Origin of the sequence: Streptomyces sp. TSRI0107 (genome assembly GCF_001905845.1) — a bacterium.
Classification (GTDB): Bacteria; Actinomycetota; Actinomycetes; order Streptomycetales; family Streptomycetaceae; genus Streptomyces.
In genome coordinates this window covers 381,388-398,613 of record NZ_LIVZ01000002.1, presented here as the reverse complement: position 1 = coordinate 398,613, position 17,226 = coordinate 381,388, and the positions used below count along the sequence as shown (strand labels likewise).

The following is a 17,226-nucleotide window of genomic DNA, read 5'->3' as shown; positions in this document are numbered from 1 at the left end:
ACCCCCGGCTCCGCCCGCCCGCCGCACCGCCCCCTCGCACCGACGAAAGGGACTCGTGTGACGACGTACTCCACGCAACGACCCCTCGGCATGGCCGAGTTCACCGCGCTCACCCCGGACGAACGGGTCCGCGCCGCACAGGGCAGCCGGGGCACCGCGGGATTCGCCGAGACCGTGCGGATCCTGCTGATGCTGGGCCGCCCGCGCACCTGCGTCCCCGGCCTGCTGGCCTTCTCCCTCGGCTGGACCGTGGCCGGTCCCGCCTTCGACTGGCGGTACGTCCTCGGCCTCTTCCTCACCCTCGTCTACGGGCTGATCGCCAACCTCTACAACGCCCACACCGACCTGGAGGAGGACAGCCGCAACCTGCCCGGCCGGGTCTGGCTGCTGCTGCGCGCCGGCGACCGCCGCGTGGTCGCCGCCGGACACCTCCTCAGCGTGGCCGTGCTGGCCTGCGCGCCCCTGTACGGCTGGGACTACATCGCCGCGGCGGTGATCTCCCTGATCGGCGCCCACCAGTACTCCTATCCGCCGCTGCGGCTCAAGGCGCGCCCCGTGGCCGGGCTGTTCGCCTTCAGCCTCGCCGTCTTCCGGCCGTTCGTCCTCGGCTACTTCGCCGGACCGCACGGCGTGCGCGCCCCCGACGCGGAGGGCTGGGCCCTCATCGGCTTCCTGATCGTGTGGTTCGTCGCCAAGGGCATGGTCAAGAACCTCCCCGACCACGACGGCGACCGCGCGGCCGGCCTGCGCACCTCCGCCACCGTCTTCCCCGACCGCGCCTCCGCCGCCCGCGCCGCCACCGCGATGACCCTCGTCGGCTACCTCAGCCTGCCGCTGCTGGTGCTCGGCGGCGCCCTGCCCGCGCTCACCCTGCTGGCGCTGCCCTGGGCGGTCCTCGCCTACCTGCAGTGCCGGGCCATGGCCAAGGCGCCGGACGCGGCCGCCGCCAACCAGGTCCTCAAGCGGGACATGCTGCTGTCCACCGCGTTCCTCGCCACGCTCCTCGTGCTCACCGAGCCCGGCTGGGCGACCGCCGTGGCCGTCGCCCTGGGCGCGGCCGTGCTGCTCGGCAGCGACCGCGTCGCCCTCGACTCCCGCCGCTCCCAGGACGTACGGAACCGGCCGGCCGACGGTCCGGCCCCGGCCCCCGCCAGGAAGGAGACCGCGGCATGACCCGCCGCAGCCGCATCCCCGGACCGCGCACCCCCGCCGCCTACGCCCGCGCCCTGCGGGAGTTCCAGCGTTCCCTGCCGCACGGGCTCACCCACCTCGCCCGGACCTACGGCGACGTGTGCGCCTTCGGCTTCGGACCCGCCCGTACGGTCTTCCTGTTCGGCCCGACCGCGAACGCCCGCATCCTCGGCGACCCCGACACCTTCGTGTTCACCGGCGCCTACGACATGCTGCTCCCCATCGCCGGTGACACCGCCCTCGTCACGACCGACGGGGCAGCCCACGACCGGGTCCGGCGGGCCGCCCGCCCCGCGTTCGGGCGCGCCGCCGTCGAACGCGCCACCCGGCTGATCGTCGACGAGGTCGACACCACCGTCCGGGCCTGGACGCCGGGCCGCCGCGTCGACGTCTACCAGGAGCTGCGCGAAGCCGTCCGGGCCGCGATGATCCGCGCCTTCTGCGGCCCCGAACTCGCCCGCCGCAGCCGCGAACTGACGTCCCACCTGGACCGCGTCCACGAGCTGATGGACTACCCGCTGCCCCGCCAGCTGGTCGCCTGGCGGCTGCCCGGCCGCGCCCGGCGCCGCGCGCTGGACGGTGTCGCGGGCGTGGAAGCCCTGGTGTACGCGGAGATCGCGCGCCGCCGCCGGGACGCGGACGCCGGCACCCCCGAGGGCGACGACCTGATCGGCGTGATGCTGCGCGCCCGCGCCGACGACGGCTCGGCCATGACCGACCAGGAGATCCGCGACATGGTCGTGAGCGCGCTGATCGCGGGCTACGACCCGGTCAGCTCCGGCGTCGGCTGGGCCGTCTACCACCTGGTGTCCGATCCCGCCGTGTGGGAGGCCGCCCGCGAGGAGACCGCCCGCGTCCTCGGCGACGCCCCCGCGACCCCCGGGGACGCGCGCCGCCTGCACCACCTCAACCGGGTCGTGCACGAGTCGATGCGGCTGCACCCGCCGGTGACCATGAGCCCGCGCCGCGCCCTGCGCTCCTTCACCCACGACGGCCACACCGTGCCCGCGGGCAGCCTGGTCGCCGTCTCGCAGTACATCACCCACCGGCAGCCGGAGCTGTGGCCCGACCCGGACGCCTTCCGCCCCGAGCGCTGGGACCGCGACCAGCCGGGACACCGGGCACCCACCCCCTTCGAGTACTTCCCCTACGGGTACGGCACCCGGCGCTGCATCGGCAGCGGACTCGCCGCCCTGGTCGTGCCCACCGTGCTGTCCCGCGTGGTCCAGCGCGCCTCGCTGGAACTCCTCGTCACCGACCCGCAGCCGGCCGGCATCCCCGCCCTGTTCCCCAAGGACGGCCTGCCGGCCAGGGTCGGCCGCACCCCGGCGGTGCGGCCGTGAGCGCCCCCGCGCGGACCGACGCGGGGGCGTTACCCGCCGCCGTACCGCTGCCCGACGCCGAACAGGCCCGCGAGGCGCTGCGCATGCGACGCATGATCTACGGCCATCTGCGCTCCCGCGCGGTGTGCGCGATGGCCGAGCTGCGACTCGCCGACCTGCTGGCCGACGAGGGCCCGCTCGACGCCCCCGCCGTCGCCGAACGCACCGGCGCCGACCCGGCCCTGCTGACCCGGCTGCTGCGCGCGCTGGCCGCGTTCGGGGTGCTCGAGACCGCCGGGACCACCCCGCCGGTGCGCTACCGGCTCACCCCGCTCGGCGCCACCCTCCGCTCCGACGCGCCCGGCTCCGCGCTGCCCACCGCGCTGCTCGCGCTCTCGGCCACCGGCCCCGCCTGGCAGCGACTGCCCCGGGTGGTGCGGGAGGGCCGCCCCGCGTACGCCGCCGAACACGGCGTCGACTTCTTCGCCCACCTCGACGCGGACCCCTGGCTGCGCGGCGTCTTCGACCGCTCCCAGGAGACCGGCCTCGCCCTCGAACTGCGCGGAGTGCTCGACGCCCTCGACCTCACCGGCACCGGCGTCGTGGTCGACGTGGGTGGCGGCGACGGCGCCCTGCTCGCCGGGCTGCTCGCCGCCCGCCCCGGGCTGCGCGGCGTCCTGGTCGACCGGGCGGCCGCACTGCCCGCCGCCCGCGCCCGGTTCGCCACCGCCGGTCTGGGGGAGCGCTGCGACGCGGTCGAGGGCGACTTCTTCGGCACGCTCCCCACCGGCGGCGACCTCTACGTCCTGCGGCACATCCTGCACGACTGGGACGACGACTCCTGCGTACGTTTGCTGCGGTCCTGCCGCGCGGCGATGCCGCCCGGTGCCCGGCTGGCCCTGGTCGACCACATGGCCGACCCCGCCGACGACCCGGAACGCGCCGAGTGGGGCGCGCTGATGGACCTGTACATGATGACGCTGTTCGACGGCGGCCGGGAGCGCGGCCGGGCGGAGACCGAGGCGCTGCTGCACCGGGCCGGCTTCACCGTCACGGCGGTGACCCGGCTGCCGGGCGGGTCCGCGGTGGTGGAGGCACACCCGGCTCGCCCGGCACACCCGGCTCGCCCGGCCCGTCAGGCACCGGACGCGCACGGCACGGACACCGACCGCGCCCTGGACGTCGTCCTGCACTGGATGGGCGGCTACCTCACCCGCCCGCACCCCGAGCTCGGCCGCCCCGGCGCGGTCTGCCCCTTCGTGGAGCCCGCGCTGCGGGCCGGCACGGTGCGCACCCGGACCGTGCGCGGCATCACGCCCGACCGGGCACGCGAGGAACTGCACGCCCTCGTCGACGGCCTCGCCGACGAACTGGACACAGCCGACTGGGCGCACTCCAACCGCACCCTGCACACCGCCGTGGCGGTCCTGCCCGACCTGCCGCGCCCGCTGTGGCGGCTGCTGGACGAGACGCAGGCCGAGCTGAAGCCGGCCCTCGCCCGCCGGGGCCTGATGCTGGGCCAGTTCCACCCGGACTGCCCGGAACCGGCCGCCCGCAACCCGCGCTTCAGGGTCTCCCGCTCCCCGCTGCCGCTGCTGGCGATGCGCCGGATGGCCCTGCACGACGTGCTCTTCCTGCACCGGGACCCCGCGCTGTTCGCGGAGTACCGACGCCGCTTCGGCGACCGCTACGCACGCGGTGCCGCCGTCGATCCGCTGTTCCGACAGGTGTACGAGGAGGCCGAGCAGGCCATGTCCGAGGGAAGTGGGGCAAGGTGAGGGACTTCGACGAACGCTTCGAGGCGTACATGCTGGGCCACACCAGCGAGGCCAGCCGCTGGATGCACGTCGCCGGGATGGCCGCGGCCCTGGGCGCCGCGGCGGTCGCCGCCCGGCGCCGCCGCGCCCGGGACCTGTGGGCCGTACCGGGCCTGTTCTTCTCGTTCGCCTGGACCGGTCATCTGGTCTTCGAACGCAACCTGCCAGTCGGGGTGACGGACCCGGGGGCCGCGTTCTCCGGCGACCTGAAGATGATCTGGATGATGGCGACCGGCCGGAACGGGGAGCTGAAGGAACTCGTGGCCCGCCTCACCGCCGAACGGGAAACCGCCGGCGCCGCCCTGTCCGCGGTACCCGCACCGGCCGCGGCGCCCCGCAAGGCGTCCGCCTGACCAGCGGGCCGCGACGCGGGGCCGCCCCTGTCGTGCCGAACGACCGGGGCGGCCCTGTGCCTCGTCCTGTTCCGCTGCTGCGTCCTCACTCCTCCCTGGGCATCCCCGCCAGCACGTCCAGGATCACCGACTCCGGTATCCCGCCGACCAGTTCGGGCCCGTCGGGGCCGGACAGCACGAAGGCGAGGCCGGTCATCGCCTTCTTGTCCAGCCGCATCAGCTCCAGCAGCTCGGCGTCCGCCGGACCGGCCGGCAACCGGTACGGAAGCCCGTACGACCGCACCACCTCCAGGTGCTCGGCGACCTTCGCCTCGTCGATCCGCCCCAGCGCCCCGGCCAGCCGGCCCGCGAACACGGTGCCGATCGCCACCGCCTCGCCGTGCCGCAGCGCGAAGTCGGTGGCCCGCTCCAGCGCGTGCCCGAGGGTGTGCCCGTAGTTGAGGATGTGCCGGATCGAGTCGTCCCGCTCGTCCGCGGCGACGATCTTCGCCTTGCACGCCACGCTCGCCGCGATCTGCTCGACGAGCGGGCGCCCGCGCAGATCACCGGTGCCGATGAAGTGCGCGCGGGCGATCTCCCCGTACCCGTTGCGCCACTCGCGCTCCGGGAGGGTGTCCAGGAAGTCGGTGTCGCAGAGCACCGCCGTCGGCTGCCAGTACTGGCCGACGAGGTTCTTGCCCTGCGGCAGGTTCACCGCCGTCTTGCCGCCGACGCTGGCGTCCACCTGGGCCAGCAGCGTCGTCGGCAGATGGATCACGGGCAGCCCGCGGTGGTACAGCGACGCCGCCAGCCCCACCGAGTCGGTGGTGGTGCCGCCGCCGACGGAGACCACCGCGTCCGCACGGGTCAGCCCGTACTCGGCGAACGCCCGGCACATCCGGTCGACGGTGGCGAGCCGTTTGTCCTCCTCGCCGTCCCGCGCCTGCAGATGCAGCGCGGGTACGCCGGGGTCCGGCAGCATGTCGCGCGGCCGGGCGGAGACCACGGCCACCTTGCGGGCGCCGAGTCCGGCGACGACCCCGGCCAGCAGGTGGCGTACGCCCGGACCGATGTGCACGGGGTAGGAGCGCTCGCCCAGTGCGACGTCGATCCGGCGTGCGGAGCGGGTGTCCGCGGTCGTGACAACAGTCATCTAGGAATCCTTTCGGTCGTGGGTCGGTTCGTGCGCAGGTCGTGGGGGAGGGGGTGGTACGGCTGTGAGGAAACGGTTCTTCGGAGGGTCATGCGGACTGCAGCGCCGTCGCCCCGGCCAGCGTCGCCGGGACCGGCGTCCCCGCCGCCAGCGCCGTGCGCACCGCGCGTGCCGCGCGGGCGCCGGTGCGGGCCGCGACACCGAGCCGGTCATGGGTCAGCAGGACGTGGTCGTAGAGCAGGAAGTTCACCGGCACCCCGTCCTCCCGGCCGGCCGCGACCAGCTCGCGCACCGCGGTGACGTATCCGTCCCACAGCCCGGCGTCGCCCGGCAGCCGCCGGCACACCGGGGCCAGCGCCCAGGCGTCCGCCTCATCCGCCAGCTCCGCCCGCTCCGCCGGGGCCAGCACGTCGGTGCCGAACTGCCAGAAGTGGAAGAGGAACGCGGCCCGCTCGCTCTCGGCGGTCAGCCCGCTCAGCCGCCACAGATGCGCCGCCGCCAGGCACCGCCGCTGCTCCTCGTCCAGCGGGCCGTCGCGCAGCAGCTCCAGCGCGAACGTGCTGGACACGGTGGCCAGCCGGTCGGCGAGCCGCAGCGTCCTGGGCGTGCGGTACCTGTCCGTCTCCGCGAGGTGCGCGCCGGTGATCATCGGCCAGTTGTGCTCGGAGGTCTGGGCGCGCAGCCGGCGCTCCAGCTCCTTCAGCACCGGCTCCGTCGAGTGGAACCACAGCCCGAGGTCGGGCCCGGCCGCGGGGCCGGGGCGGCGGAACTGCCACAGCGCCTCCGGGTCCTCGGCGCGCAGATGGCCGACCAGGTCGGCGGTCATCGTGGCGAGCACCCGGGCGGTGTGCTCCTCGGGACGGCTTCGCATCGGGTTGGGCAGCCGGACGAAGAGCCATTGACGGTTCATCGCGGAAATCACCTCGCGCGAGTCGGGTCGAAAGGGGTGGATTCCGGCCGAGATTAAGGTGCGCCGAGGGCCCTAACCCGGCCGCGGCCCCAGCCGGTCCGCCCGCGCCGGGAAATAGGGATGAGTTAGGGGGAGGGCAGGGCGGTGGTACCCCGAGAGCACGGGTGCCGGGGGTCCGCGCTGGACGGGCGGTGGACGCGCGGTTACCGGCCGGTGGGTCGCGATCCGGACACTCGCCGCCATGAGTGGCATCACGGGTTTTCTCGGCATCGACGTCGGCGGCACCAAGGTCGCCGTCCGGGTGGAGGGCACGGGCGCCGACCCGTACCGGACCACCTTCCGCTGGTCGGCCGACGGCGACGTGGCCGACGACATGGCCGCGCTCGACCGCACCCTCGCGCAGGTACGGCGCCACTGGCCCGGCCCCCTGCGCGCCGCGGGCGTGGCCATGCCCGCCACCCTCGACACCGCGGGCCGGGTCACCGCCTGGCCCAACCGCCCCGCCTGGGCCGGCCTCGACCTCGCCGCCGAGCTGCGCCGGATGCTGCCCGGCACGGCCGTGGCCTGCGCCGACGACGGCGACCTCGCCGCGCTCGCCGAGGCACGCGCCGCGGGCCACGACGACCTGCTCTACCTGGGCATCGGCACCGGTGTCGGCGGTGGCGCGGTGCTCGGCGGCGCGCTGTTCCCCGGCACCGCGCGGGGCTCCTTCGAGATCGGGCACCTGGTCGTCGACCGCTGCGGCAGACGCTGCGACTGCGGGCGCGTCGGCTGCGTCCAGTCCCGTGCCTCCGGTCCGGCGATCCTGCGCCGCGCGGCCGAGCTGCGGGACGGGCCCGTCGACCCGGCCGAGCTGCGGGAGGCCTGGCGGCGCCGGGAGTCCTGGGCGGTGGTGGCGGTCGACGAGGCGTGCGCGGTCCTCGCCACCGCCGTCGTCGGCACCGCCGAACTCCTCCACCCGGCGGCGGTCGTGGTGGGCGGCGGCTTCGCCGACGCGTTCCCCGACGTGACCCCGCTCGTCGAACGCCACGCCCGCGCCCTGGCCCGCCCCGGCCACCCGGTCCCGCCGCACCGTCCCGCCCGGCTCGGCGGCCTGTCCTCCCTGTACGGCGCCCTGCACCTGGCGCGGACCCTGCCGGTGCCCGCACTCGTCGACTGACGACCCTCAACTCCCTCTGCAGACAGGGATTTCAGGCTCCTGTCCTGCGGCTTTCCCGCCCCCCTGACAGCCAGTGGGTGCGGGATTCCCGGGCAGTGGGCCGGGGCCCGGATAGTGGTCACTGCTCAGGCCAAGGATGTGATCGCCCACCTGGCCCGCCTTCCGAAATCCCTTGCGTCCCAACGAACTTCCTTAGGAGTGCCGTGCACACCAGACGAACGATTCTCCGGGCCGGAGCAGGAGCAGGGCTGGCGCTCACGGCATCCGCCGCCGTCGCCGGCGGCGTCACCCTGGCGCAGGCCTCCCCCGCGAGCGCCGCCGACTTCAGCGGCCTCGCCGGCAAGCTGCAGGGCGACCTCGTCCTCCCCTCGGACAGCGGCTACGACCTCGCCAAGCAGAACCAGTTCGCGGAGTTCGACGCCGTCACCCCGACGGCCGTCGCCTACTGCGAGACCCCCGCCGACGTCCAGGCCTGTGTCAACTTCGCCCGTGCCAACGGCATATCCGTGCGCGCCCGCAGCGGCGGCCACAACTACCGGGGCTGGTCCACCGGAGAGGGCCTGGTCGTGGACACCTCCCGGCTGCGCCACGCCACCGTCGGCAGCAGCACCGTCCGGATCGGCCCGGGCCTGCAGTCCATCGACGCCCTGCACGCCCTGGCCCCGCACGGCAAGCAGGTCATCGCCGGCACCTGCCCGACCGTCTGCCCCGGCGGCTTCCTCTCCGGCGGCGGCATCGGCTACCAGACCCGCAAGTTCGGCATGGGCAGCGACCGGGTCCGCTCGGTCCAGCTGGTCACCGCCGACGGCCGTCTGATCCGCGCCTCGTCCTCGCAGTACTCGGACCTGTTCTGGGGCCTGCGCGGCGGTGGCGGCGGCAACTTCGGCATCGTCACCGAGTTCGAGGTCGCCCCGATCGCCGCGCCGACCATGGTCTTCTTCAACACCACCTGGTCATGGGACAAGGCCGAGGAGGTGTTCGCCGCCTGGCAGACCTGGCAGCTGAACAGCTCCGTGAACCTGGGCTCCGCCCTGATCTTCATGCTGCCCGACGCCGCCCCCGGCGCGGTCCCGGAGATCATCGTCACCGGCGGGTACCACGGCCCCGAGTCCGAGGCCGTCGCCGCCCTGGACCAGCTGACCTCCCTGGTCGGCGCCCAGCCCACCAGCCGCTTCCACAGCGACCTGCCGTACCACGAGGCGATGAAGACCGCCTACGGCTGCGGCGACCTCACCCAGGACCAGTGCCACCGCGAGGGCACCGGCCCGGACGCCCTGCTGCACCGCACCGGCTGGCTTCGCGAGGCGTACCGGTTCTTCGACCGGCCGTTCTCCGCGAGCGACCTGAACCGCATCATCACCGCCTGGGACGGCGACCGCGTGGCCGGCCAGCGCCGCTTCCTGCACTGCATGTCGGTCGGCGGCAACGCCAACCGCATCTCCCCGACGGCGACGGCGTTCCCGCACCGCACCGCCAACTTCATCGTGGGCTTCACCACCCAGCTCGACCAGCCGACCGCGTCCGACGCGGAGGCGGCGGCGGAGGCCTTCGTGCAGAAGGGCTCCGACCTGCTGGACCCGCTGGGCACCGGCGCCTACGTCAACTTCCCCGGCTCCCGGCTCCCGGACTGGGCCACCCAGTACTACGGCGACAACTACCTGCGCCTGCTGCAGGTCAAGCGCCGCTACGACCCGGACAACTTCTTCCAGCACCCGCGCAGCATCGGCAGCACCGCCCAGTGACCTGACTCGACGTACCCAGTGACGTACCGATCCGACGGAACCGAGGGGAAAACCATCATGAGCAAGTCGACCGGCCGCGGCACCGCGGTGGTGATCGGCGCCGGCATCGCGGGCCTGTCCGCGGCCAAGGTGTTGTCCGACGCGTTCGAGCAGGTCGTGGTCGTCGACCGGGACGAGCTGCCGCAGTCGGGCGACCCGCGGCGCGGCGTACCCCAGGGCCAGCACTCGCACGTGCTGCTCGTCGCCGGCCAGCGGGCGCTGGGGGAGCTGTTCCCCGGCCTGATGGACGAGCTGACCGAGCGCGGCGCGGTGATCTTCGACTCGGGTGAGGACCTGCACCTGTACCGGCTGGGCGCCGCCTGGAACCCGGTGCACAGCGGTCAGCCCTTCGTCTCGATGACCCGGCCGCTGCTGGAGTACACGCTCCGGCAGCGCGTCGAGGCCCTGCCCAACGTGACGGTCCGTCCGAACACCTCGGTGTCCGGGCTCGGCGGCACCGACGGCCGGGTCACCGAGGTCCTGCTGGACGGTGACGAGCGGCTCGCCGCCGACCTGGTCGTGGACTCCACCGGCCGGGGCAGCCGCTCCGACCGCTGGCTGTCGGCGCTCGGCTTCCCCACCCCCGAGGTCGAGGAGGTCAAGGTCAACGTCGGTTACGTCAGCCGGCTCTACCGGGCCGTGCCCGGCGACCTGCCGGTGCAGGCGGCGTTCGTGCAGCCCACCCCGCCCGCCGAGAAGCGCATCGGTGCCGCCCTGCTGGTCGAGGGCGACCGCTGGCTGGTGTCGGTCGGCGGCTGGCACAAGGACTACCCGAGCGCCGACGAGGAGGGCTTCCGCCGGCACGCGGAGAGCCTGCCCGACCCGATCATCGCCAAGCTGATCGCCCAGGCGGAGCCGCTGACCGAACCGGTCGCCTTCCAGTACCCGGCCAACCGCCGCCGGCACTTCGAGCAGCTGGAGTCGGTCCCGAGCGGTTACCTCGCGCTCGGCGACTCCATCTGCAGCTTCAACCCCCTCTACGGGCAGGGCATGACCTGCGCCGCCCAGGAGGCGCTGGCCCTCGGCCGGCTGCTCGACGAGCACGAGGGCGTCACGGCCGACCTGTCCAAGGCGTTCTACCAGGCCGCCGCGGGAGTGCTGTTCGTGCCGTGGCAGGCCGCGATCGGCGGCGACTTCGACTACCCGGAGACGGCCGGTCAACGGCCCTCCGCCGCCGAGCTGTTCGGCCGCTACTCCACCCAGGTGCAGCTGGCCGCGCAGGTCTCCGGCGAGGTCCGCAAGCTGGTCCTCGCCGTGCAGCACCTGCTGGAGCCGCCGATGGCCCTGTGGGCGCCGTCGGTGATCGCCGAGGCGGTCCGCGCCGCCCGGCACGCCCCCGAGGGCGCCGAGCCCGAGTTCGGGTACGGCGGCCACGGGCGCCCGCTGTGGACGACGTACGACCGGGACGCCGAGCGGATCCGCGCCGCACTGCGCGAGGCGGGCTGCCGCGAGTTCAGTGACCGGCAGACCGGCTTCGCCGTCGAGGGCGGCGAGCCGATCCTCGTCGCCTGCCTGGACGGCGACCTGATCGCGGCCGGCGAACTGGACCGCTACGCCGAGGCCATCGGCGCGGCCGGCTTCACCGCCACCCCGGACGCCGACGACCCGACCCTGCTCCGCGTGGTGCCCACCGAGGCTCCGGGCGATGCGGGCTGACAGCCGCCCGACGCGGGCGGCCTCCGGCTCAGGCCGGACCGCCCGCCGGCTCTCCCTGATCCTGCTCCGCCACCTGCGCCGCGTCGTATGCGGCACGGGAGGCGCTGATCGCGCTGCGGTTGCGCTCCGCCCAGTCCATCAACGTGAGGAAGGCGTCGTGCAGTTCGCGGGCGCTGTCGGTCACGCTGTAGACGACCTTCGCCGGGACGGTGGGGTAGACGGTGCGCACCAGCAGACCGTCGCGTTCCAGGCTGCGCAGCGTCAGGGTGAGCATCCGGCGGCTGATACCCGGGATGGAACGTTCGAGCTCGGTGAAGCGGACCGGCTTCTCGGCCGCCGCGAGGATGATCTGGATGCTCCACTTGCCGCTGATGCGGTCCAGCACCTCGCGCACGGCACACGGTTCCCCGATGTTCTCGAACTCCGTCTCCGGGCTGACCTCGACGGTTACACCGCTGTTCCGTTGGGACACGAAAGTGCCTCCTTCCCTGTCGGCTCATCGTTACAGATGATGAGTCCAGTAACAAGCCGTAACCCGGGCTCACGAACAGGGACTTAGATAACCCCCCGCAGAAAGGAAAAATGGCACATGTCTGCCGAAGCTCTTGCCCGGCCCGGAGGACGGCCGGGGCCGAAGATGGCACTGCTGGCGTTCTGCATGCTCATCTTCTCCATCGACTACAACATCGTGTACGTGGCGCTGCCCGAGATCGGCCGTGAGGTCGGCTTCTCCGCGCAGTCCCTCCAGTGGGTCGTCAGCGCCTACTCCGTCGGCCTCGGCGGCGCCCTGCTGCTCGGCGGCCGCGCGGTCGACCGGCTCGGCGCCCGCCGGATGCTGGTCCTCGCCCTCGCCCTGTACGCGATCGCCTCGGTCGCCGGCGGTCTCGCCACCGACCCGGGCCTGCTCGTCGCCGCGCGCGTCGTCCAGGGCCTCGGCGGCGCCCTGCTCTTCCCGGCCACCCTCTCGCTGATCAACACCAGCTTCGAGGAGGGCCCGGTCCGCAACAAGGCCTACGCGGTGTGGGGCACGGCCGGTGCCTCGGGCGCCATCATCGGTTCCCTCGTCGGCGGCCTGCTCACCAACTACCTCGGCTGGGCCTGGGTGTTCTTCGTCAACGTGCCGCTGTGCGTGCTCGCCGTCTTCGGCTGCTACGCCTGGCTCGCGACGGACGCCACCGCCGGTGACTCCCGCAAGTTCGACATCCCGGGCGCGCTGCTCGCCACCGCCGCCTCCACCCTGCTGGTCTTCGGCCTGATCGACGGCCCGGAGGCGGGCTGGGGCTCCACCCAGACGCTCACCACGATCGCCGCCGGCCTCGTCCTCGGCATCGCGTTCTTCGTCCTGGAGGCCAAGACCAACGACCCGCTCGCCCCGCCGCGGCTGTTCGGCTACCGCGGGCTGCTCACCGCGATCCTGATCATCTTCGTCTTCCAGGGTGCCATCAACACCCTGCACTACCTGTTCTTCATCCAGCTCCAGGACGTCCTCGGCTACAGCCCGCTGGAGGCCGGCCTCGCCTTCCTGCCGATGAGCGCGGTCGCCATGCTCGGCTCCAGCAAGCTGCTGCCGGCCGTCGTCAAGCGCTGGGGCGTCCGCGGGGCGCTGTTCTCCGGCCTGATCGGCGTCGGCGCCGCGATGATCGTCCTGTCGCTGACGATGTCCACCAACGCCAGCTTCTGGCCGCTGCTCCCCGGCGTCCTGCTGTGGGGTCTGTTCGCCGGCATGATCTACCCGGCGATGTTCATGGCGGCCGGCTCCGACGCCGCCCCCGACGAGCAGGGTGTCGCCTCCGGCCTCACCCAGACCTCCGCCCAGATCGGCGGCGCGGTCGGCATGGCCCTCCTCATCGCCGTCGCCAACTCCGGCCTCGACCTGAGCGAGGGCGCGTCCAACCCGATCGGCGACGTGGTCGACGGCCTCCAGCTGTCCGCCCTGGTCGGCGGTATCGCCGCCATCGCCGGCGCCTTCCTGGCCTTCCGCATCAAGTCGCAGAAGGCCGCGGAGCAGGAGCCGGCGGCCGCGGACACGGCCACCGAGGCCCCCGAGCGGGAGACGGCCCACTCCGCGTAACCCTGACCCATCCCCCCTCCCCCCGGCCCGCCGCCGACGCCTCCCCCGACGTCGGCGGCGGGTCCCTTTCGCGTGTCGGCGGCTTCCCGGAGGGAGACACCCCCTACCCGCACCTGGCGTCAGTGCCGGGCGGTCGAGGTGTCGGGGACGGTGATGGTCCAGCTGATTCCGTGTGGTGCGAGGAAGTTGAGGAAGCTGGTCGGGTCGTATGCCTGTGCCGGAGCGAGCACGCCTGGTCCGGCGCCGTCAGCGACCAGTCGGCGCGCGGCTTCGGCAGCGATCACGGCGGTGATGCCGTAGGTGTCGCGGCCCTGCACGATGCCGCGAGCGCTTCGGCCATCGCGGCCGACGGCGTCGATGAGGTAGGTGAACCGCTGGGTGCGGCGTTCCTCCTCTGTCGGCCCTTCGGGAAGACTGTCGATGATCTGCGGGGTGAGCGGGGTGCCCAACTGGGCACCGACCGCGGCGTCGACGAGGCTCTCGACACGCCGGACCGGCACGTGGCGCGGGATGGTGACCACCTCTGACAAAGGGCATTTCACCACCGCGGTCGGTTGCTCGGCGCCGGGAAGGGTGACGGAGGTGTGCCGGGCAGGGATGCCGGTACGCCAGTCACCGTCCTCGTAACCGAGGCCGCCGGCCTTGAGCGCGTCGATCGTTTCGAGGGCCGAGCGCAGCGAGCCGCGGGAGAATCCAGCACTGCCGACGATGAAGTGGCTGACGGTGATCTCCTCGACCGGCTGGACGCGCTCGGCGAGCAGGTGGGCGATCAGGTCCCCGGGGACGCACCCGTCGTTCGTGGCCGGAACGACGGTGATCCCGGCACGCTCCGCCTCGCCGGCGAAGGTGTCGAAGACCGTCTTGGTGTAAAGCTGCTCACCGGCGGTGTCGATGTAGTGGCAGCCGGCGGCGATGGCCGCTCGGACCACGGCGGGGCCGGAGCTCGTGAACGGTCCGGCACAGTTGATGACCGCGTCGCATTCGCGGAAGGCTGCCACGAGGGCGTGGTGGTCGTCGCTGTCGGCCACCCGCTGCTCGGCGTCGACCACTCCCACGGTCGTCGCGGCCTCACGCAGGCGCGTGGCGTCGCGGCCGACGAGCCGCATGCCGATGGTGCGGTGAGCCAGTTCCGCGAGAACGAGTCTTCCCTGGTAGCCGCTTGCGCCGTAGATGGCGATCTGCACGTGGGTCTCCTGGTTCGAGCGATGAGTACTGCCGTGCAAGATGGCTGACCAACTCGCCGACGATCTCACCGTATGGCGACGTTGCGAGACGCCCTATGCGTGAGCGTCGCCAGCTCATACGCGATCGTCTTCGCAGGGACCGTGGCGATAGGCTGACAGTGTGGATGTGCTCTCGGATGCAGTCACGGCCATGCGCACCGGGCAACCGCACTCCGGCCGGGTCCACCGGACGGCGCCGTTCGGAACGCGGCATCCATCCGTCGCGGCGGCCGGGTTCCACATCGTCCTGCAGGGATCGTGCTGGCTGTTCCCGCCGGCCGGCGCACCGATCGCTCTCGGAGGAGGGGATGTGGCATTCCTGCCCCACGGAACCGCCCATGGCCTCGCCGACAGCCTGTCGACCCCGCTGGTGGACGCGTCCACGTCACTTGCCGAGATCCGGGCCCGCCAAGGCGACAGCCAGAACGGCGACGGGGCCGGGGTGCCGGCCGGCCGGCACCTGGCAGACGGGTCGGCCGCTGCGACGGTCATGCTCTGCGGTGCGTACCTGCTGGACCGGTCCCGGGCACATCCGCTGCTCGAAGACCTGCCGGAGGTCATCCACCTTCCGGCCCGGCTCGGACACCACCCGGGGCTACGCGCCGCCGTCGACCTGCTCGGCGGTGAACTGGAGCAGCCACGGCCGGGCGGCGACGCCATGCTGCCCGCCCTGCTGGACGTGCTGCTGCTGCACATTCTGCGCGCCTGGTTCGACGAACAATCCGCCCGCGGCGCCGCCACCGGCTGGGCGGCAGCGCTGCGCGACCCGGCCGTCGCCGCCGGGCTGCGCGTCATCCACGGCGACCCTGCCAGGCCGTGGACCGTCGCGGAACTGGCTTCCCAGGCCGGGCTGTCCCGCGCGGCCTTCGCCCGACGATTCGCCGCGCTGGTCGGCCAACCACCGCAGACGTACCTGACCTGGTGGCGGATGACGCTCGCAGCCCGGCTGCTGCGAGACAGCGACGCGCCACTGGCCACAGTGGCCCGAAAGGTGGGCTACACCTCAGAGTTCGCCTTCGCCCACGCGTTCAAACGGGAATACGGTTCAGCCCCCGGGGTATTCCGCCGGTCCACCCCCGGCGAACGAATCTGAGCCGCCGGCAGGCGCCGGCTCCGCACGCACGATCACCGGCCGGGCGCCCTGGCCCCGCCAGGTCTGAGCGGTGGGTGGTCAGCAGCGGTGGTCGCCGGGGGCGAGCAGGCTGGTGACCTCCGCGATCGCCTCCGCCGGGTGGAAGTACAGTGAGGCAGGGGTGCCGGTACTCGTGCAGGTCCCAGCCCGTGCCCGGCTTGCGGTGGGTGACGAACACCGGCCCGCGTGCGCGGCCCTCGACCAGCCGGGGCAGCAGCCGGGCGGTGCCCGCGTCCCAGTACACGGTCTCCGGCACGAACTCCGCCGGCAGCCGGTGGCCGGCGTCGACGCCGGCCCGGGCGGACACCTGCCCGGACAGGCGCTTCGCCCGCACGGGCGGGCCCCGTGCTCCGGTCCCGGCGGCGAACCGACCACAGGGTCCGAGAAGCAGCCTTCGGCTGGATCACGGCAGGGGTGTGGCAGTCGCGCGGTGCTCTCGTCTGTAGCGGCCGGGAGCGATCCCGAAGGTGCGTTTGAAAGCGTTCGAGAAGGCGAACTCCGAGGTGTAGCCGACCTGTTGCGCCACGGCGGCGAGGGGAGAGTCGCTGGTGCGCAGGATCCGTGCGGCGGTGCTCAGCCGCCACCAGGTCAGATAGGCCATCGGTGACTGCCCCACGAACGAGGCGAAGCGTTTGGCGAACGCCGTTCGGGACATCCCGGCCGCGTTGCTCAGTTCCTGGACGGTCCACGGCCGCGCGGGTTCCCGGTGGAGGTGGTTGAGCGCCGTCGCGACCGCCGGATCGGCCAACGCGGCCGGCCAGCCGGAGCCGGGCTCGCGAGGGGATTCCTCATCCAGCCATGCGCGCAGGAGGTAGACCAGGAGCAGGTCCAGCAAGGCGGGCAGGGTGACCTCCGCTCCCTGCCGCGGGGCCGTCAGTTCGGTGGTCAGCAGGTCGACCGCGGTGCGCAGGACAGGGTGGCGGCCGGGCCGGGCGGGAAAGTGGACGACCTTGGGGAGCGCACGCAGGAACGGATGTGCCTGTCCCCGGTCGAGGCGGTATGCGCCGCACAGCAGGAGCGTGTCACCGGGAGCCGGCTCGTCGTCCATGCCGCCGGGGAAGTCGTCCGCCCGCTCCGGTTGCGGCTCGGGCGGCAGGGCCCGCGCCACCCGGTCCGGGCTGTCGCTCATGCCGTGCATCGTTCCGTGCGGTAGGAACACCACGTCACCGGCGCCGAGCGGTCTCGCGGGGCCATCCAGGGGGAGCAGCCAGCAACTGCCCCGGAGGACGACGTGGAACCCCGCACCAGGGTATGGACCGAATCGGCTGCCCCACGCCCCGCTGCGCCGCGAGCGGGTGAACTTCGCCCGGCCGACCCGCATGGAGGCGATGACGTCGCTGAACACGTCCATGGACCGGAATCTACCGCGAGGCCGTGCGTGAGGACGATGGCGTATGTTCTGGACCCTTGCGCGCATGGGAAGGCCCCGAACGACCCCCGTACGGTCGGTGACGACACACCGGTCAACACCGCGGAGGG

Annotated in this window: 14 protein-coding genes; 9 read left to right on the top strand and 5 right to left on the bottom strand. The window is 73.3% G+C overall.

Annotation, left to right across the window (positions count from 1 at the left end; translation table 11 throughout):
- Window positions 1-57 precede the first annotated feature (57 nt).
- The 4 genes from AMK31_RS05920 to AMK31_RS05905 are packed head-to-tail and all read left to right on the top strand — an operon-like array spanning window position 58 to window position 4,683.
- Window positions 58-1,173, top strand: coding sequence for a UbiA family prenyltransferase (locus AMK31_RS05920; protein WP_143204209.1), 1,116 nt, complete (start codon window positions 58-60; stop codon window positions 1,171-1,173).
- Window positions 1,170-2,534, top strand: a complete 1,365-nt coding sequence (locus AMK31_RS05915; RefSeq protein WP_073939306.1) for a cytochrome P450 — start codon at window positions 1,170-1,172, stop codon at window positions 2,532-2,534. Before AMK31_RS05920 ends, AMK31_RS05915 begins: the two co-directional genes overlap by 4 nt.
- Window positions 2,531-4,291, top strand: coding sequence for a DUF6875 domain-containing protein (locus AMK31_RS05910; protein WP_073939305.1), 1,761 nt, complete (start codon window positions 2,531-2,533; stop codon window positions 4,289-4,291). Before AMK31_RS05915 ends, AMK31_RS05910 begins: the two co-directional genes overlap by 4 nt.
- On the top strand, window positions 4,288-4,683 hold the full coding sequence (locus tag AMK31_RS05905; RefSeq protein WP_073939304.1) for an Mpo1-like protein: 396 nt from the start codon (window positions 4,288-4,290) through the stop codon (window positions 4,681-4,683). The genes AMK31_RS05910 and AMK31_RS05905 overlap by 4 nt, the downstream gene beginning before the upstream one ends.
- A gap of 85 nt (window positions 4,684-4,768) precedes the next feature.
- On the opposite strand, the gene AMK31_RS05900 is transcribed toward AMK31_RS05905, so the two are convergent.
- Window positions 4,769-5,815, bottom strand: coding sequence for a 3-dehydroquinate synthase family protein (locus AMK31_RS05900; protein ID WP_073939303.1), 1,047 nt, complete (start codon window positions 5,813-5,815; stop codon window positions 4,769-4,771).
- Between the two features lie 88 nt (window positions 5,816-5,903).
- Window positions 5,904-6,725, bottom strand: a complete 822-nt coding sequence (locus tag AMK31_RS05895) for a lantibiotic dehydratase C-terminal domain-containing protein (RefSeq protein ID WP_073939302.1) — start codon at window positions 6,723-6,725, stop codon at window positions 5,904-5,906.
- Window positions 6,726-6,966: 241 nt separating this feature from the next.
- On the opposite strand from AMK31_RS05895, the gene AMK31_RS05890 reads away from it, so the two are divergent.
- The 3 genes from AMK31_RS05890 (at window position 6,967) to AMK31_RS05880 (ending at window position 11,321) form a co-directional block, all read left to right on the top strand.
- The gene (locus AMK31_RS05890; RefSeq protein WP_073939301.1) at window positions 6,967-7,884 is read left to right on the top strand and encodes an ROK family protein; all 918 of its coding nucleotides are present in this window, start codon (window positions 6,967-6,969) and stop codon (window positions 7,882-7,884) included.
- A 203-nt stretch (window positions 7,885-8,087) separates the two neighbouring features.
- A complete protein-coding gene (locus tag AMK31_RS05885) occupies window positions 8,088-9,626 on the top strand; it encodes an FAD-binding oxidoreductase (protein WP_073939300.1) in 1,539 nt (512 codons plus the stop codon).
- Between the two features lie 57 nt (window positions 9,627-9,683).
- Window positions 9,684-11,321, top strand: a complete 1,638-nt coding sequence (locus AMK31_RS05880; RefSeq protein ID WP_073939299.1) for an FAD-dependent oxidoreductase — start codon at window positions 9,684-9,686, stop codon at window positions 11,319-11,321.
- Between the two features lie 28 nt (window positions 11,322-11,349).
- Here AMK31_RS05880 and AMK31_RS05875 read toward each other — a convergent pair whose 3' ends face one another.
- On the bottom strand, window positions 11,350-11,793 hold the full coding sequence (locus tag AMK31_RS05875; RefSeq protein WP_073939298.1) for a winged helix-turn-helix transcriptional regulator: 444 nt from the start codon (window positions 11,791-11,793) through the stop codon (window positions 11,350-11,352).
- A gap of 117 nt (window positions 11,794-11,910) precedes the next feature.
- Between AMK31_RS05875 and AMK31_RS05870 the strand changes: the two genes are divergently transcribed.
- Window positions 11,911-13,392 carry an MFS transporter gene (locus AMK31_RS05870; protein ID WP_079186707.1) on the top strand — a complete coding sequence of 494 codons (1,482 nt, stop codon included), beginning with the start codon at window positions 11,911-11,913 and terminating at the stop codon, window positions 13,390-13,392.
- Between the two features lie 119 nt (window positions 13,393-13,511).
- On the opposite strand, the gene AMK31_RS05865 is transcribed toward AMK31_RS05870, so the two are convergent.
- Window positions 13,512-14,576, bottom strand: coding sequence for a saccharopine dehydrogenase family protein (locus AMK31_RS05865; RefSeq protein ID WP_073939296.1), 1,065 nt, complete (start codon window positions 14,574-14,576; stop codon window positions 13,512-13,514).
- Between the two features lie 160 nt (window positions 14,577-14,736).
- Between AMK31_RS05865 and AMK31_RS05860 the strand changes: the two genes are divergently transcribed.
- Complete coding sequence (locus AMK31_RS05860; protein ID WP_073939295.1) at window positions 14,737-15,708, top strand: AraC family transcriptional regulator; 972 nt, start codon at window positions 14,737-14,739, stop codon at window positions 15,706-15,708.
- Window positions 15,709-16,150: 442 nt separating this feature from the next.
- Here AMK31_RS05860 and AMK31_RS05855 read toward each other — a convergent pair whose 3' ends face one another.
- A complete protein-coding gene (locus tag AMK31_RS05855) occupies window positions 16,151-17,098 on the bottom strand; it encodes an AraC family transcriptional regulator (RefSeq protein ID WP_073939294.1) in 948 nt (315 codons plus the stop codon).
- Window positions 17,099-17,226: the final 128 nt, after the last annotated feature.

What these genes read in the sequence shown, in the direction of transcription:
- AMK31_RS05900 (WP_073939303.1), bottom strand. Translation starts at nt 5,815, where the DNA reads ATGACTGTTGTCACGACCGCGGACACCCGCTCCGCACGCCGGATCGAC.
- AMK31_RS05895 (WP_073939302.1), bottom strand. Translation starts at nt 6,725, where the DNA reads ATGAACCGTCAATGGCTCTTCGTCCGGCTGCCCAACCCGATGCGAAGC.
- AMK31_RS05890 (WP_073939301.1), top strand. Translation starts at nt 6,967, where the DNA reads ATGAGTGGCATCACGGGTTTTCTCGGCATCGACGTCGGCGGCACCAAG.
- AMK31_RS05870 (WP_079186707.1), top strand. Translation starts at nt 11,911, where the DNA reads ATGTCTGCCGAAGCTCTTGCCCGGCCCGGAGGACGGCCGGGGCCGAAG.
- AMK31_RS05915 (WP_073939306.1), top strand. Translation starts at nt 1,170, where the DNA reads ATGACCCGCCGCAGCCGCATCCCCGGACCGCGCACCCCCGCCGCCTAC.
- AMK31_RS05880 (WP_073939299.1), top strand. Translation starts at nt 9,684, where the DNA reads ATGAGCAAGTCGACCGGCCGCGGCACCGCGGTGGTGATCGGCGCCGGC.
- AMK31_RS05855 (WP_073939294.1), bottom strand. Translation starts at nt 17,098, where the DNA reads ATGGACGTGTTCAGCGACGTCATCGCCTCCATGCGGGTCGGCCGGGCG.